At 63.3% G+C, this 16,330-nt stretch carries 17 protein-coding genes; 6 read left to right on the top strand and 11 right to left on the bottom strand.

The window, feature by feature from the left end:
• Positions 1 to 383: 383 nt before the first annotated feature.
• Genes PAQ31011_RS14265 through PAQ31011_RS14255 form a run of 3 tightly spaced genes read left to right on the top strand, consistent with a single transcriptional unit; the run spans position 384 to position 2,033 of the window.
• Positions 384 to 959 (top strand): phage tail protein, encoded by a 576-nt coding sequence (locus tag PAQ31011_RS14265; RefSeq protein ID WP_425495108.1) that lies wholly within the window; start codon positions 384 to 386, stop codon positions 957 to 959.
• 9 nt (positions 960 to 968) lie between these two features.
• The gene (locus PAQ31011_RS14260; protein ID WP_150576405.1) at positions 969 to 1,502 is read left to right on the top strand and encodes a phage tail protein; all 534 of its coding nucleotides are present in this window, start codon (positions 969 to 971) and stop codon (positions 1,500 to 1,502) included.
• Between the two features lie 12 nt (positions 1,503 to 1,514).
• The gene (locus PAQ31011_RS14255) at positions 1,515 to 2,033 is read left to right on the top strand and encodes a phage tail protein (protein WP_150576404.1); all 519 of its coding nucleotides are present in this window, start codon (positions 1,515 to 1,517) and stop codon (positions 2,031 to 2,033) included.
• 109 nt (positions 2,034 to 2,142) lie between these two features.
• Here the strand turns inward: PAQ31011_RS14255 and PAQ31011_RS14250 are convergent, their stop codons facing one another.
• Positions 2,143 to 2,550 (bottom strand): hypothetical protein, encoded by a 408-nt coding sequence (locus tag PAQ31011_RS14250; protein ID WP_150576403.1) that lies wholly within the window; start codon positions 2,548 to 2,550, stop codon positions 2,143 to 2,145.
• A gap of 149 nt (positions 2,551 to 2,699) precedes the next feature.
• Positions 2,700 to 2,996, bottom strand: coding sequence for a hypothetical protein (locus tag PAQ31011_RS14245; protein ID WP_150576402.1), 297 nt, complete (start codon positions 2,994 to 2,996; stop codon positions 2,700 to 2,702).
• Between the two features lie 195 nt (positions 2,997 to 3,191).
• On the opposite strand from PAQ31011_RS14245, the gene PAQ31011_RS14240 reads away from it, so the two are divergent.
• Positions 3,192 to 3,533 (top strand): zinc ribbon domain-containing protein YjdM, encoded by a 342-nt coding sequence (locus PAQ31011_RS14240; RefSeq protein WP_150576401.1) that lies wholly within the window; start codon positions 3,192 to 3,194, stop codon positions 3,531 to 3,533.
• Between the two features lie 2 nt (positions 3,534 to 3,535).
• On the opposite strand, the gene PAQ31011_RS14235 is transcribed toward PAQ31011_RS14240, so the two are convergent.
• A complete protein-coding gene (locus tag PAQ31011_RS14235) occupies positions 3,536 to 3,934 on the bottom strand; it encodes a GFA family protein (RefSeq protein ID WP_150576400.1) in 399 nt (132 codons plus the stop codon).
• A 229-nt stretch (positions 3,935 to 4,163) separates the two neighbouring features.
• On the opposite strand from PAQ31011_RS14235, the gene PAQ31011_RS14230 reads away from it, so the two are divergent.
• Complete coding sequence (locus PAQ31011_RS14230) at positions 4,164 to 4,424, top strand: hypothetical protein (RefSeq protein WP_150576399.1); 261 nt, start codon at positions 4,164 to 4,166, stop codon at positions 4,422 to 4,424.
• Between the two features lie 12 nt (positions 4,425 to 4,436).
• On the opposite strand, the gene PAQ31011_RS14225 is transcribed toward PAQ31011_RS14230, so the two are convergent.
• The 8 genes from PAQ31011_RS14225 to PAQ31011_RS14190 form a co-directional block, all read right to left on the bottom strand.
• Complete coding sequence (locus PAQ31011_RS14225; RefSeq protein ID WP_150576398.1) at positions 4,437 to 5,636, bottom strand: CmpA/NrtA family ABC transporter substrate-binding protein; 1,200 nt, start codon at positions 5,634 to 5,636, stop codon at positions 4,437 to 4,439.
• Positions 5,637 to 5,645: 9 nt separating this feature from the next.
• Positions 5,646 to 6,221 carry an ANTAR domain-containing response regulator gene (locus tag PAQ31011_RS14220; protein ID WP_039404017.1) on the bottom strand — a complete coding sequence of 192 codons (576 nt, stop codon included), beginning with the start codon at positions 6,219 to 6,221 and terminating at the stop codon, positions 5,646 to 5,648.
• Between the two features lie 28 nt (positions 6,222 to 6,249).
• Positions 6,250 to 7,017 (bottom strand): uroporphyrinogen-III C-methyltransferase, encoded by a 768-nt coding sequence (gene cobA, locus PAQ31011_RS14215; RefSeq protein WP_150576397.1) that lies wholly within the window; start codon positions 7,015 to 7,017, stop codon positions 6,250 to 6,252.
• 65 nt (positions 7,018 to 7,082) lie between these two features.
• The gene (locus tag PAQ31011_RS14210; protein ID WP_150576396.1) at positions 7,083 to 9,797 is read right to left on the bottom strand and encodes a nitrate reductase; all 2,715 of its coding nucleotides are present in this window, start codon (positions 9,795 to 9,797) and stop codon (positions 7,083 to 7,085) included.
• Positions 9,798 to 9,852: 55 nt separating this feature from the next.
• Positions 9,853 to 10,218, bottom strand: a complete 366-nt coding sequence (nirD, locus tag PAQ31011_RS14205) for a nitrite reductase small subunit NirD (protein WP_150576395.1) — start codon at positions 10,216 to 10,218, stop codon at positions 9,853 to 9,855.
• Positions 10,219 to 10,227: 9 nt separating this feature from the next.
• Positions 10,228 to 12,705 (bottom strand): nitrite reductase large subunit NirB, encoded by a 2,478-nt coding sequence (nirB, locus tag PAQ31011_RS14200; RefSeq protein WP_150576394.1) that lies wholly within the window; start codon positions 12,703 to 12,705, stop codon positions 10,228 to 10,230.
• Positions 12,706 to 13,050: 345 nt separating this feature from the next.
• On the bottom strand, positions 13,051 to 14,454 hold the full coding sequence (locus PAQ31011_RS14195; protein WP_246179559.1) for an MFS transporter: 1,404 nt from the start codon (positions 14,452 to 14,454) through the stop codon (positions 13,051 to 13,053).
• Positions 14,455 to 15,624: an acyl-CoA dehydrogenase family protein gene (locus tag PAQ31011_RS14190; protein ID WP_150576393.1), complete on the bottom strand. Its 1,170-nt coding sequence runs from the start codon at positions 15,622 to 15,624 to the stop codon at positions 14,455 to 14,457.
• 220 nt (positions 15,625 to 15,844) lie between these two features.
• Between PAQ31011_RS14190 and PAQ31011_RS14185 the strand changes: the two genes are divergently transcribed.
• Positions 15,845 to 16,318 (top strand): MarR family winged helix-turn-helix transcriptional regulator, encoded by a 474-nt coding sequence (locus PAQ31011_RS14185; RefSeq protein WP_150576392.1) that lies wholly within the window; start codon positions 15,845 to 15,847, stop codon positions 16,316 to 16,318.
• Positions 16,319 to 16,330 lie beyond the last annotated feature (12 nt).

The following is a 16,330-nucleotide window of genomic DNA, read 5'->3' as shown; positions in this document are numbered from 1 at the left end:
CCCCGAATCCCCGACCGGCACAGGCTCGGAGATCACATTGTTATTTTTACCCATCGCAGCAATATCGCCGAATAAAACGCGAAAGCGCCTTATCACACATTTCGGTACTTTTTATTAATCGTTACCGACACCTCACGACACCGTGCGAACGCGTGGGAAGGGTAAAAAACATGAAAATGCGTGTCAAGGAGTACTTACAAAATTCAAACACCCCACTATTGAATCGAGGGTTTTCACTGACGTTTTTCGCCTGTAATTTTCAGCTCACGGGAAAAATTAAAACGATCGTTTCAAATAACACGACTAAAAAATAACGCCTCCTAACTAATTTAAATCACTGGTTCTCGATGGCACAATTCGCGCCAACAACGCATCAAAAAATCGTGGCACTGCCACATAACGAGGAAGAACCAGTGGAAGCTTATCTCGGGGAAATAAGGTTGTTTGCATTCGGTATGTCGCCGCGCGATTGGGCGCCATGCGCAGGACAACTGATGAACGTCAATATCAATCAGGCGCTGTTTTCGGTCCTGGGGATCCAATACGGGGGAGATGGCAGAAACAATTTCAAGCTGCCGGATTTGCGCGGGCGCGTAGCAATGCACCGCCTGCCGGGGACTTACGAACAAGGCGTTCCCGGTGGCGAAGAGACCGTGACGCTGACCCAGGCGCAAACGCCCGTTCACACCCATTCGTTTCAGGCCGCGACGGACAGCGGAACGCAGCCTATCGCCAGCACCGACAAGAACCGGTTGTTCGCGAAAAGTGCGGTGGTCGCCGATGGAAAAACGGTTGATGGCGCTGCGCTGTATGGCGCGCCGACAGAACAAACGCTTGTGAAGGAGTCCCCTGAAGCGTGCAGCACGACGTCCGACGCAGTCGGCCACAACAACATGCAGCCGTCGCTGGTCATGACCTACATGATCTGCATCAACGGCATTTACCCGTCGCGCGGCTAGGAGTTCGACATGACACCTTACTACGGAGAAATTCGCTTGTTCGCTGGCAGCTACGCCCCGGTCGGCTGGATGTTCTGCGATGGGTCGCTCGTCAACATTTCGGATTTTGAAGTCTTGTTCTCGTTGATCGGAACGACCTACGGCGGCGACGGCGTTAGCCGATTCGCGTTGCCGGATCTGCGCAATCAAGTGCCGATCGGCATGGGACAGGGCTTGGGGTTGAGCAATCGCGTGTTGGGGCAAAAGCTCGGGACCGCCACGGTCACACTCAAGTCGACCGAGGTGCCGGGTCACGTGCACGACGTCTATGCGACGACCAGCGATGCCACCACGCCAACGCCGGGCGACGGCGTCATGCTGGCCAAAACCGCCGCCAACTTCTACGACACCGGTGCGCGCAATCCGGGCGGCAAGGCCGAGTTGTCGCCGAAGGCCATCAAGCCGTCAGGCAATGTACAGCCGACACCGCACAACAACCTCATGCCCACGGCGACGCTGAACTACATCATTGCCGTGGATGGCATCTATCCGTCGCAGGGCTGATAAGAGCAAAAAATGGACGAATACTATATTGGTGAAATTCGCATCTTCGGGTGCAACTATCCGCCTGCCCACTGGGCATTTTGCGACGGTTCGCTGCTCCAGATACGTTCCTATCCGGTGTTGTTCGCGGTGATCGGCAACCGCTTCGGTGGTGACGGCAAGCTCACGTTCGCCGTTCCCGATCTCCGGGGATGTGTGGCACAGGGAATGAATACTGTGGGTGACCTGGGCAAGATTCAGGGCGCGAGGACCGTGACGCTGGCTGACGAGAACATGCCTTCCCACACGCACACTGCCTACACGAATAACACGCGCCCGGGCAATCTGACGGGCGACGACAAGCTTCCGGCGCGCTTCATCTCGGCGGGCGCCAATGCCTTCGTGGAGGATTCGGCATCATCGCTCGTGTCGCTGTCGCATCAGACGATGAGCGCCGTTGGCGGCGGCGCAGCACACAACAACATGCAACCGTTCCTGCCGATGAACTTTTGCATCGCGTTGGAGTTTGGAGAATACCCGCCGCGTCCGTGAGGTCGGTGACGACAGTCGTCAAACAACCAGCGCCCCACAGATAAGAGATATAGAAGCGTCATGAAGAGCCCGTCGGCAGTTTGCGGCGGGCTTTTTTATCGATGCCGTATCAAATACCGCCAAGCAAATCGTGCGAATCGAGAATGGCGAAGGCGATTTCGGGGTGGGCGTCGAGACAGCGTCGAATGGCGGAGGGAATGTTGGATCGGGTTTTCCGGCACAAGCCGGGGAGCGCGTCCAATTGAATGATGATGCCGCGCAGGGTCTTGACTTCGTTCGGGCTCGGCGTGATGCGCAATCGGATGCCAAGTTGAGCGTGCATCAAACCGATCATGCGGTTCAGATCGTTATAGCTGGAAATCGCCTCGATTCGCGCAATCAGCCGCTTTTCCTCGGCTTGCGTCAGCATCAGAATGCGCCGGTCGCCTTGGACATCCTGCAAGAGCGTTTCCCGCTCGCAGGTGCAGGCACCGGGCGGGCACTCCGTACGAATGGGAATCTGAATCTCGGCGGCCATGACGGGGACAGCGCAATTAAGGGGGTATACGACAGGAAGTAGCGGGCGTGGCGCTCATTATCGGCCAAACCAGTATCGCCGGTGTGACGCCCGAGAGCCATTAGGGATTTCAACGCCCGTGCACGGTGTGCCGGCCAAACCGACAACGGCTACGAGACTGCACGGTAGCCCTGCTCTGCCAGATGTTGTTGCAGCCACGCCCCGCCGGAACGAGCGACAACGACGTTCTTCGCGATAAACACGGCACTCCCGGCCACCATCGTCGCCGGATATCCGACGGACCACAGGATTCCGGCCAGGCAGTCAACGGCCACCAATCGCCCGCCACGGAGCACGAGCCCTTCAGAAAAGGCCCATAACGATCCAAAAAGCAGTGCGGCCCAGTTGAACCCGGGCTTCACCCGACGCTCAGGCTTGGTGGAATGGATCATCAAGGTCGAAGGCATGACGTCGGGTCGGAAAGAGTGAACATAAGCAATTTATCGTCTTGCCATCGACATTCTTTAGTTGATGGGACTTGTACGCGGGTTTCAGGATCACAGCCGCCCTTGAGCCAACGCAAGGGACACCCCGGCCGACACCGTTATACTCTCGCGCTCTTAACGTCTTATTGCCATCGCATCACTTCAGGGAAACACCAAATGAGCGCTCTGCCCCCGTGCCCGAAATGCAACTCCGAATTCACGTATGAAGACGGCGGGATGTGCATCTGCCCGGAATGCGGTAATGAATGGTCGGCGCAGGCCGAAGCTGCCGCAGAGCCGACCGAGCGCGTCTATCGCGACGCCACCGGTGCGATCCTGCAAAACGGCGATACCGTCACGGTCATTAAAGACCTGAAGCTCAAAGGCGGTGGCGGCACGATCAAGATCGGCACCAAAGTGAAGAACATCCGCCTGGTCGACGGCGACCACGACATCGATTGCAAGATCGACGGCTTCGGCGCAATGAGCCTGAAGACGGAGTTCGTGAAGAAGGTGTAAGGCTATTCGCGCGGCAACCTATCCTCGATCTCATACCACGACGCTTTCGACGCCACGTGGAGATGTCGTTGCCCGGGGGCCGTGAACGGGGTATCGATCGTTCCTAACGCCACCGAGATCCAGTCGGCCAACTCGGGACTACTGCTCGACCAGAAGAGGGACGTCCCGCAGTCTGCGCAGAACTCCCGGCGGACCGACTCGGACGACACATACGCCTTGATGTGCTCTTTACCCGACATAACGTAAAGGTCTTTACGCCTCGTCCGTCCGTAGCTGGCGAATGCCGCGCCGTGTCCCTTTCGACACTGACTGCAATGACAGTGACTGAATTTGACCATCGGTGCGCGAATTTCGAATCGGATCGCACCGCACAAACAGCGTCCCTCAAGTACATCCGGCATCAGCGAGCCTCCTTGACGTGATTCTCTTCAGTTTTGGCAAGAGAGGCTTTCATTTTCATACATTTATCGAAGTACGACCGATCTCTACACTGTCTCACATGCAGTGAGACGGGAGGAGACGCCCGCCAAAATGGAAAAACCGGCGCACATCGGTGCGCCGGTTTCCGTTAAGAACCCAACCGTCTCCAGCAGGTGCGTCCTCACAACGCCCTCACCACACACGACGGCCATGAAAAAGAAGATTGCTTTAGCGGCGTTTCTCGCAGTGCCCGGATCCTTCGCGATCCTCGCCCTCGCCTGTCTGCACCCCGTCCTGCGCCGTGAACTGGCCCGGGCCGCCGGCCTCGGACCGGTGTTCGCCAACGTGTCGCGACAAGTCGTTCTGCTCGCGCTCGTCTATCACCTGAACATGCATCACCGTCACCGCGAGCGCGCCGTGCGCGCCTGCCTCGCACGTGGTGGCGTCGATTGCGACGTCTTTGCACAGTAAGACGCCAACCGCTCAGCGCGCCCGAATAGCGAATCCGTCGATGTAAGCCGTCAGATCGGCGGCACTCGCCGCATCCCACCGGCGACCATCGCACAGCACTTCGCCGGTCGCCTCCGAAACCACCGGCACCGACTCGGCGCGCGCCGCCGCAGCGAACAAGGCCGTCTGATTCACTTCCGCCGCCGTTTGCGCGGCGTGAGCAACCGCATCGTCTCCCACCATTCCCCAACGGCGGTACTGCGAGACGAACCAAATCCCGTCCGACGGATGCGGGTAATTCACCACGCCGCCCTCGAAGAAGCTCACCGGCAGCAACGCATGCCGCCCGGACAGGCGTCCAAAATCCCCAAGCAAGCGCGCCGCAATCAGATCGCGAGGTGCCCCGACCCACGCCGGTTCGGCCAGCCAGCCCGCCGCTTCCGCCCGGTGCCCCGGCATGTCCAGCCACCGGCAAGCACTCAGCAGCGTGCGCACCAGCGCTTGTGCCGTCTTCGGATAGCGGGTGATGAAGTCCCGCCGGCTCGCGAGCACCTTTTCCGGATGATTCGGCCAGATATCGCTCGACACCGCGACCGTGCGCCCCAACCCACGCGCCTGAGCGACCGCGTGCCACGGCTCGCCGCAACAAAAGCCGTCCAGCCCGCCCTCTTCCATCGCCGCCACCATGTGCGCGGGCGGAATCACCATGCTGGTAATGTCGCGCAACGGATCGATGCCCTGCGCCGCGAACCAGTAATTCATGAACATCGCGTGCGTACCCGTCGGGAACGTCTGCGCGAATACCGGCTTGCGGCCGAGCGACGCCAATGCCTCACGCAGATCGCCCGTCTCGGCCAGCGCATCGGCCAGCGACGGCGTCACCGTCACCGCCTGCCCGTTGCGGTTGAGCACCATCAGCACGGCCATGTCCTCGCGCGGTCCACCAATGCCCAGTTGCACGCCGTAGACCAGTCCGTAGAGCGAATGCGCTGCGTCCAGCTCACCGGTGAGCAGCTTGTCGCGGATCGCCGCCCACGACGCTTCGCGGCTCAGCTCCAGCGTGAGCCCATGCTCATGCCCCAACTCCAGACGCTTTGCCACCACCAGCGGCGCTGCATCCGACAGCGCGACGAACCCCACGCGCAAATGACGCTTCTCCGGCACATCGTCCGAAATTCGGTCTTGCCGGTCCGGCGATGGCCCATCGGGAGCCAACCATGATGACGTCGACATGTGCAGTGTCTATCCCAGTAATTCGGCAATCGAGACGAGCTGGCGCGCCACTTCGACGAGCTTCTCGCCCTGATCCATCGCCCGTTTGCGCAGGATGGCGTAGGCCTCCTGCTCGGAAATCCGTCGCCGGTCCATGAGCAGCCGCTTGGCGCGGTCGATCAGCTTGCGGTCGGCCAGTTCGCTTTCCGCCTTGGCCAGCCGCGCGCGCAACTTCTCCTCATGGGCGAAGCGCGCGAGCGCGACTTCGAGAATCGGCGCGAGACGGTCTGCTGCCAGCCCTTCGACGGAATATGCCGTCACCCCGGCATCGACAGCGGCTCGAATGAGCGACTGATTGCCGTCGGCGGAAAACATCAGCACCGGACGCGGCGCGGCCGCATTCATGACCGCCAGTTGCTCCAACGTGTCGCGCGACGGCGACTCGGTATCGATGATGACCACGTCCGGCCGCTCGCTTTCCACCACGCGCGGCAACGCCTGCGGCTTGGCGACTTCGGCCAGCATCTCGCATCCCAGACGGGCGAGCGCCGCCCGCAACTCGCCAATCGGCTTGTCGGTATCGGTCACGAGCAGCACGCGCAACATGCCGTGCTCGCTCGTGGATGTTGGGACGTCAGGCGGCACGAGCGACGACTTCCTCAGCGCACTCACTCATCACGCCCATCCCCGCCGCAGCCTCACCCACGGCCCCGCCGACGAGCAGAATGGCCGGACTGGCGAAGCCTTGCGCGCGTACGTCGGCCGCCAGTCGCCCCAGCGTCGTCACCATGCGACGCTCCTGCTGCGTGCCCGCCCACTGCACCGCGCCCGCCGGGGTGTCCGCATCGAGATGCGCGAGCAACGTCGCGCTCAGCGCTTCCACCCGATGCAGTCCCATGTAGATCGCCAGCGTGGTGCCCGTCGCGGCCAGCGCCGCCCAGTTGGGGGCACTGCCGTCCTGCCGGTGCGCGGTGACGAAAGTCACGCCCGCGCAGTGATCGCGGTGCGTGAGCGACATGCCGAGACCGGCCGCCGCCGCGAATGCCGACGAGATGCCGTTGACGATCTCGACCGGCACGCCCGCACGCCGCAACGCCGTCATCTCCTCGCCCGCGCGACCGAACATCAACGCGTCGCCGCCCTTGACCCGCACCACATGCGCGCCGCGCTTGGCGAAACGGCACATCATCCGTTCGATGAACGCCTGCGGTGTCGAGCGGCAACCGCCGCGTTTGCCCACGGCAATCACGCGCGCCTGCGGTGCGAGCGTGGCGATCTCCGGGTTGGCCAGATCGTCCACGAGCAACACGTCCGCCTCGCCGAGCACGCGCGCGGCGCGCAACGTCAGCAGGTCGAGCGCGCCAGGCCCGGCGCTGAGCAGAGTGACTTTGCCGTTCTTCATGATCGTTCTCCCTTGAATCCTTCACATCCTCGATGTCATGCATGGGTGCGCGTCACTCACAACACTTAAGCTGCATTCGTCGTGACCGCCGACGAGATCCCTGCCGACGCCGCACACATACGCTGCAATTCCGGAACGCATGAACCGCAAACCGTGCCGCAACCGAGCTTCGCCTTGAGTTGCGCGACGTCAGCCCCGGAAGCAATCGCCGCGTCGATACTCGACGCCGTCACCGACTTGCACTGACAGACGGTGCGGTCTCGCGGCACCGCCGGCCCGCTGTCGGCGACGAACACCGCGTGACGGGCGCGCATCCACGGCGACGCGCCTTTCACGCGCGCCAGCAACGTCGTCGACCCCGCGACATCCGCCTCGCTGCCCGCGACCAGCACGCCGTCGATGAGGGTGTCGCGCCACGCCACACGCTTGGTCATGGCCCGACGCGCGTCGCGATACTCCAGCAGCGATTCGTCACGCGGCAGCGCCAGCGCCGTATGCAGACGCTCCAGCCAATCGGCATCCGGCTCGGCATCGGCGGCCGTCACCACCAGCCGGTCGTCGCCCTCCAGACGCACCGTCGCGAACCGTCGCTGTGCGAGCAACGGCTGCACGGCCGCGTGCAATTGCAGCGCATCGCCGCGACACACCGCCGCCACGCGCCACGGCAGCGTCACGGGGTCGACGCGCACCGCTGCATGCTTCAATTCCGGTTGCTTCGAATATTTGTCGACGGCACCGATCGTCGTGTCGTTCACGCCACCGCCACCGAGAAACTGACCGCTCCAATGCATCGGGACAAACACCGTGCCCGACGCCACATCGTCGCTCACCGTCAGCATCAGCACCCGCTCGCCGCGACGGCTCGACAGACGCACGAAGTCGCCCGCGCGCAGGCTGCGACGCGCGGCATCCGCCGGATGCATCGTCAGCGCCGGTTCAGGTGCGTGCTCGAACAACTGCCCGACGCGTCCCGTGCGGCTCATGCCGTGCCACTGATCGCGCAACCGTCCCGTAATCAGCCGCAGTGGATGTCGCGCGTTGATCGGCTCGGCCACCGGCCGATACTCGAAGGCATGAAAGCGCGCACGGCCATCGCCGGTCGCGAACACGCCGTCTTCATAGCGACGTGCTGCACCGTGCGCAGCACCCGCCGGATACGGCCACTGCTGCGGGCCGTCGCGCTCCAGCAAGGCGTAATCGATGCCGCCGATATCGAGATCGCGGCCGAGCGTGAGCGCGCGATGCTCGTTGAAGATCGTCTCGATGGACGAAAACGCGAACGGCTCGGACGGCGCGTCGAGCTTGGGCGCGAGACGCCGCGCCACCTCGCTCGCAATCCACCAGTCGGCCCGCGCATCGCCGGGTGCCGGGATCGCCGCACGCACACGCGAAATCCGGCGCTCGGAATTCGTGACGGTACCGGCCTTCTCGCCCCAACTCGCGGCGGGCAGCAGCACGTCCGCATAGGGCACCGTATCCGTCTGATGAAAAGCTTCCTGCACGACGACGAACTCCGCCGTCGCCAGCGCTTCGCGTACGCGTGCGCTGTCCGGCATCGAATGCACCGGGTTCGTACAGGCAATCCAGATCGCCTTGATACGCCCGTCACGCACGGCGTCGAACATCTCCACAGCGGGCAGGCCCGGTGTGGCGGAGAGTCCCTGCACGCCCCAAAGCGTCTCGACTTCGGCACGATGCGCCGCGTTGCCGATATCGCGATGCGCGGCGAGCATGGTGGCCAGTCCGCCGACTTCGCGCCCGCCCATGGCGTTGGGCTGACCGGTCAGCGAGAACGGGCCAGCACCGGCGCGTCCGATCTGCCCGGTCGCCAGATGTAGATGAATGAGTGCGAGATTCTTCTCGGTGCCGTGGCTCGACTGATTCAGCCCCATGCAATACAGCGAGAGCGCCGCCGGGCTTTCCCCGAACCAGTCCGCCGCCTGACGCAACGCCGATTCTTCGATGCCGCAGATATCCGCGACCAGCTGCGGCGGGTAGGCACGCAACACTTGCTTGAGGGCGTCGAAGCCGTCCGTATGCGCATCGATATAGCGACGGTCGATGCGTCCTTCCCAGATCAGGTGGTGCAACATGCCGTGAAACAGGGCAACGTCCGTGCCCGGCACGATCGGCAGATGCAAGTCCGCCATCGCCGCCGTATCGGTGCGGCGCGGATCGACCACGATCCAGCGAATCGACGGATCGGCGGCCTTCGCCGCTTCCAGACGCCGGAACAACACCGGATGCGCATACGCCATGTTGCTGCCCGCGAAGATCACGGTGCGAGCGGCTTCGAGGTCGTCGTAGCAGGTGGGCGGGCCGTCGGCACCGAGCGCCATCTTGTACGCGCTCACGGCGCTCGACATGCACAGCCGCGAGTTCGTGTCGATGTTGTTGGTGCGCACCAGCCCTTTCGCGAGCTTGTTGAAGACGTAGTAATCCTCGGTCAGCAGTTGCCCCGAGACGTAGAACGCGACCGAGTCCGGACCATGGCGACGGATGACGTCGGCAAAGCGCGACGCCACCGTTTCCAGCGCGGCGTCCCACGTGACGGGGACACGCTCGGCATCGCGCGCGGCGCGCATCTCGGGCATCAAAACGCGTCCGGCGATCGATTGCGCCGTGAGCGGCAGCGTCATGCCCTTGCTGCACAACCGCCCGTAGTTCGCCGGATGGTTCGGATCGCCCTGCACGCCGACGATGCGCTCACCATCGCTCTCGACGAGCATGCCGCAACCGACGCCGCAGTAGCAGCAGGTGGTTTGCGTGAGGGTTGTCATGAGAACTCCGGCGCTTGTGGTTAGGTGTCGTGGGGATTACGCGAGACGGCGAACGTCAGGCCGCGACCGTCTCGGTCGCGGTGGTGCTCACCGTCTCGTCAATCGACAGATACACCTCGCCCGCGTCGATCCGCACCGGGAAACGCTGTGCGCAACCGACGTCCGGTGCGCAGGCTTCGCCCGTCGTCAGATCGATGTTCCAGGCGTGCAGCGGACACGTCACTTTCTCGCCGTGCACGATGCCCTGCGACAACGCGCCGCCCTTGTGCGGACACTTGTCGCGCAGCGCGAAGACGTTATCGCTCTCGGTGCGAAACAGCGCGATGTTGCCGCTCGCATGCGTCAGCACGCGTGTGCCCAGGCGCGGGATCGCATTCACGTCGCAGACGTGCAGCCAGATCGGTTGGGATGGCGTCGTCATGGGATCTCCTCAGGCAGTCGTGGTTTCAGTCGTGACATCGGCGGGCGTCGCGCTCAGCGTCGTCGCTTTGAGCGGCTGGTACTCGTTGGCTTGCGCCCCGTTGATACGCGCCTGCCACGGGTCCGGCAGTCCGTCGAGCGAGAACAGCAGACGCTCGTACAGTGCCCGGCGATTGGCCGCGTCCGCCACCACGCGTTGCTTCACATAATCGAGGCCCACGCGGTCGAGGTAATGCACCGTACGGTCGAGGTAGTAGGCTTCCTCACGATACAACTGGAGGAACGCGCCGGTGTACTCCTTGACCTCCTCGGCCGTCTTCACCTTCACGAGAAACTGCGCCACTTCGGTCTTGATGCCACCGTTGCCGCCCACGTACAGCTCCCAGCCCGAATCGACGGCGATCACACCCACGTCCTTGATCCCCGCTTCGGCGCAATTACGCGGGCAGCCTGACACGGCCAGCTTCACCTTGTGCGGCGACCACATGTTCGCGAGCATCGTCTCCAGATCGATGCCCATCTGCGTGCTGTTCTGCGTGCCGAAGCGGCAGAACTCACTCCCCACACACGTCTTCACCGTGCGGATCGACTTGCCGTACGCATGCCCCGACGGCATGCCCAGATCGCGCCAGACATTCACCAGATCGTCCTTCTTCACGCCGAGCAAGTCGATACGCTGCCCGCCCGTGACCTTGACCATCGGAATCTGATACTTGTCCGCCACGTCGGCAATGCGGCGCAGCTCGCTCGCATTCGTCACGCCGCCCTTCATCTGCGGGATAACGGAGAACGTGTTGTCCTTCTGGATGTTGGCGTGCACGCGCTCGTTGACGAAGCGGCTTTGCGGATCGTCCACCGCTTCCTTCGGCCACGTGCTGAGCATGTAGTAGTTCAGCGCCGGACGGCACGTCGCGCAGCCGTTGGGCGTGCGCCATTCGAGGAAGTCGAAGGCGGCGCGGTGAGTGGTCAGGCGATGCTCGCGCACCGCACGACGCACATCCGCATGCGACAGATCGGTGCAGCCGCACACGGCCTTCTCCTTCGGCGCGGCGTCGTAGGTCGAGCCGAGCGTGCTCATCAGAATCTGTTCGCACAGCCCCGCGCACGAACCGCAGGAACTGGCCGCCTTGGTGTGCTTCTTCACTTCGTCGAGCGTGAACAGGCCCTTCTCGGTGATGGCCTTGACGATGGTGCCTTTGCACACACCGTTACAGCCGCACACCTCATCGGTGTCAGCCATCGCGGAGGCACGGTTCTGCCCTTGCGTGCCGACGTCGCCCACGCTCGACTCGCCGAACATGATGCGCTCGCGCAATTCGCCCAGCGTGCGCCCTTCGCGCAGCAGCTTGAAGTACCACGCGCCGTCGGCGGTATCGCCGTACAGGCATGCGCCGACGAGCTTGTCGTCACGAATCACCAGCTTCTTGTAAACGCCGCTCGCCGGGTCCGACAGCACGATTTCCTCCGTGCCTTCGCCGCCCAGAAAGTCGCCCGCAGAGAACAGATCGATGCCGGTGACCTTCAGCTTGGTGGAAAGCACCGAGCCGCGATAGCTGCCGATACCCATCAATGCGAGGTGATTCGCACAGACCTTGGCCTGTTCGAACAGCGGCGCGACGAGACCGTACGCCACACCACGATGGCTCACGCACTCGCCCACGGCGTAGATGCGCGGATCGTAGGTTTGCAGCGTGTCCGACACCACGATGCCACGTGCGCAGTGCAAACCAGCCGCTTCGGCCAGCGTGGTATTCGGGCGGATGCCGGCGGCCATCACCACGAGATCCGCCGCGATTTCGTCGCCGTTGCTGAACTTCACGGCGCGCACGCTGTGCTTGTCGTCGCCGAGAATTTCCGACGTCTGATGCGACAGACGGAACGCAAGGCCGCGCGCTTCGAGCGACTGTTGCAGCAGCTTGCCTGCCGTGCTGTCGAGCTGACGCTCCAGCAGCGTGTCGGCCAGATGCACGACGGTGACGTCCATGCCGCGCAGTTTCAGGCCGTTGGCCGCTTCGAGTCCGAGCAGTCCCCCGCCGATCACCACCGCGTGGCGCTTCACCTTGGCCGTCTCGATCATGATTTCGGTATCGCGGATGTCGCGATAGCTGATCACGCCGTCGAGATCCTTGCCCGGCACCGGCAGAATGAACGGGCTGGAGCCAGTCGCGATCAGCAGACGGTCATACGGCGCTTCGGTGCCGTCGGCGCAGCGCACCACGCGACTCCGACGGTCGATCTGCGTCACTTCCTTGCCGAGGTGCAGCGTGATGCCCTTCTCCGCATACCAGTCGAGCGGATTGAGCACGATGTCCTTGAACGCCTGCTCGCCGGCGAGCACCGGCGAGAGCAGGATGCGGTTGTAGTTCGGATGCGGCTCTGCGCCGAACACGGTGATGTCGTATTGGTTCGGTGCAATCTCAAGCAGCTCTTCGAGCGTGCGGATGCCGGCCATGCCGTTGCCGATGACGACCAGACGAGGTTTGCGCATGCTGTCTTCTCCTGTTGCGCCTGCAGCGCCCGAAAAACAAAACGGCGTCCATCCGTGCCGAAGCACAGAGGGACGCCGTTGTCCTGTGGGTACGTCGCAGGCTGTCCCGCCCGACGTCGCACCTGAATCCTTTGCCGGCGACGCCTTTGCCGCTGGCATTAACGCTAACGCAACAAGCGTGCCAGCACGTGAGACATCGCCCGCGGGGCGTTGTCGGGTAAGGAGAAGATCAGAAGTTGTCTATGGGAAACGCCCGAAAGTGGTATCGATTCTGCTGCACCGCACCAGTGCATGACGTGGGGCCGCCGCCCCGCGCGCACCAACTTGATGCCTGCATGCGGTGCGTCAGCTTGCTTCGCTGGTTTTGGCACCTGACGATTTGTGTCCGCTGACTTGCGCGCCAGCGTCGTGCGGCAAACGCATGCCGTCGATCAGTGCGAGCAAGGCGATTCCCCCCATGACGACGAACGTCCAGCGGAAACTCGCGGTGCTGAACGGCGCAACACCCGCCACTTCAGTGAACTTGAGGATGAGCGCGCCGAGCGCGATTCCCATGCCCGTCATCATCTGCTGGAGTGCGGACGACAGCGTCGCTGCGCCGCTCATGTCGGCGGGCGGCACGTCGGCGAACGCCATCGTGGCAAGCGTGGTGAACTGCATCGACCGGCAGATGCCGCCGAACAGCAGCACGAGCGCGACAATCCAGAACGGCGTCGACGACGACAGCGCGGCGCACATCAGGAAGCCGATCACGACGAGCACGCCGTTACCCAGCAGCACACGACGGAAACCGAAGCGCCGGAGGATCGGCGTCGTCGCCGGTTTAATGCCCAGATTGCCCGCGAAGAGCGCGAGCATCAGCAGGCCGGACGTCACCGCGCTCAGGCCGAACGCGAGTTGGAACATCAGCGGCAGCAGAAACGGCGCGCTGCCGATCGTCATGCGAAAAAGCGAACCGCCCCACACCGTCACGGCAAATGTCTGCACGCGCATAGCGGCCAGATTGATGAGCGGGTGCGGCGTGTGCAGGAAGTGCCGGATCGACCAGCCCATCGAGAGCAATCCGATGGCGAGGCAACCGATCACCATCGGCCAGTCGGCGGGCGTTCGGCTCGCCAGCTCGACGCCGAACATCAGCAGGCTCGCGCCGACGCCGCTCATCACGAAGCCCGGCAGATCGAACGGCTTGCGCTCGCCCGGCGACGGCCCCACCAGCCACAACGCCCCTGCGAACGCCGCAAGGCCCAGCGGCACGTTGATCAGGAAGATCCAGTGCCAGCTCCACGTCGACGAGATGAAGCCGCCAAGTGCTGGGCCGAGTACGGGTGCGGCAAGGCCCGGCCACGTGATCGTTGCGATGGCACGCACCAGTTCCGGCTTGGGCGTATTGCGTAACACGACGAGTCGCCCGACCGGCACCATCATCGCCCCGGCCAGCCCCTGAAGCACCCGGCAAGCGGTGAACATGCCAAGGCTCGTGCTCATCGCGCACAGCACTGATGCCAGCGTAAAGAGCGCGATAGCGGCGGGAAACACCCGACGCGGCCCGAGCCGGTCCGCCAGCCAGCCGCTCGCCGGGATGAACGCCGCGAGTGCGACCAGATAAGCCGACAGGCCGATGGACAGTTGCGACGGCGCGACGCCGAAGTCCGTCGCCATGGCGGGCAGCGACGTGGTGATGATGGTGGCGTCGAGGTTCTCCATGAAGAACGTCGACGCCACCAGAAAGGGCAGCGCGCGTCGGCTCACTCAATCCTCCTGCATCAACGCGCGGCCGATGATGAGTTGCTGAATCTGTGTGGTGCCTTCGTACAGGCGCAGCAGACGCACGTCGCGATAGAAGCGCTCGACCTTGTACTCATTGATGTAGCCTGCCCCGCCGTGCACCTGCACGCCGCGATCTGCCACACGTCCGACCATTTCCGTACAGAACAGCTTGGCGCACGACGCCCGCGTGCTGACGTCGGCGTCGCGCTTGCCCACGGGCTTGGCGTCGTATCGCGCGGCGCAGTCCTGCACCATCGACCACCCGGCGTAGAGTTCGGCCTGACTGTCGGCGAGCATCGCCTGTACTAACTGGAAGTCGCCGATGCGCTCGCCGAACTGCTTGCGTTCGCGCGCATAGGCGACGGACTCGTCGAGAATGCGCTGCGCCATGCCGCACGCGAGCGCCGCCACATGCAGGCGCCCCCGGTCGAGCACCTTCATGGCCGTCTTGAAACCCTTACCGGCAACGCCTCCGATGATGTTCGCCGCCGGCACGCGCGCACCTTGCAGCACGACGTCGCAGGTCTTTGTACCGCGCTGGCCCATCTTCTTGTCCGGCTTGCCCAGCGAGAGGCCCGGCGTGTCGGCCGGGACGATGAACGCCGAAATGCCGCCCGCCCCCTCGCCGCCGGTGCGCGCCATCAGCGTGAAGGCACCTGCGCGCGGCGCGTTGGTGATGAAGCGCTTCACGCCGTCGAGCACGTAGACGTCGCCGTCGCGCACCGCGCGGGTCTTGAGCGAGGCCGCGTCCGATCCCACATCCGGCTCCGTCAGCGCGAACGACATGATCAGATCGCCGCTCGCCACGCGCGGCAGCAGATCGCGCTTCTGCGCATCGGTGCCGTCCATCAGAATGCCCTGCGAGCCGATGCCGACGTTCGTGCCGAATACCGACCGGAACGCGAGCGACGTCTGACCGAATTCGTAGGCCACGCGCACTTCCTGCACCATCGACAAGCCGATGCCACCGAATTCCTCGGGAATCGACAAGCCGAACAGTCCCATCTCCTTCATCTCGTCGACGATGGTGGCGGGCACTTCGTCGTGCTCCTCGACGTCGTTCTCGGCGGGCACGAGCCGCTCGCGGATGAAGCGTTGGACCGCCGCGAGCAGCAGCTCGAACGATTCGCTATCCAGTCCCTTGGATGTCATTGGGCGTCCCTTGAAATATGTCGTAACACTTGGCGACGGGCATGAAGCCTGCTCGCCGGATGCCGCTATCTTACCCGCCGGAATCGCCGAAAGGCACGCCACATCTGCCTTAGCGATGAGGGACGACATTCACGGAACAAGGCTTCCCACGATTCCCACGGATTTCGCAACAGCCTATTAGCTAGCATCCTAATTATTAGTTAACATATAATCTTTCGCCATGACCTCCCTAGAATCGCTCCGTTTTGTCTTCACCAGCCATCTGCTGCTGGCAGGCAAACAATGGCGCCAGTTATCGCAGGGCGCGATCGTCGAATACGGTATTTCCGCGGCAAGCGCCGGCCCCTTGTTGTTCATCCGCCGTCTTGGCCAGGGTGTGCGTCAGGTCGAGTTGGCCGAATACGTCGGGCTCGAAGGCGCGTCGCTGGTGCGTCTGCTCGATCAGTTGTGCGCGGCCGGTCTGGTCGTGCGCGAAGTCGATGCGAGCGACCGTCGCGCCAATGCGCTGCGACTCACCGAAGCGGGTGAAACGCTCGCCGAGAAGCTCGAAGTCGAACTCAGCCAGTTGCGCGCGAAGGTGTTTGCGAACATCCCCCGGGAAGATTTCGAAGCCGTGCTGCGCGTGTTCGAAACGCTCAACCGCACGGCGGATCCGGACGGTTCCATCCTCGCGATGGAACTCCCCAAGAAGTAGTCAAAGAAGTCG

Origin of the sequence: Pandoraea aquatica (assembly GCF_902459565.1) — a bacterium.
GTDB lineage: Bacteria > Pseudomonadota > Gammaproteobacteria > Burkholderiales > Burkholderiaceae > Pandoraea > Pandoraea aquatica.
This window is presented reverse-complemented; position numbering and strand designations above follow the sequence as displayed.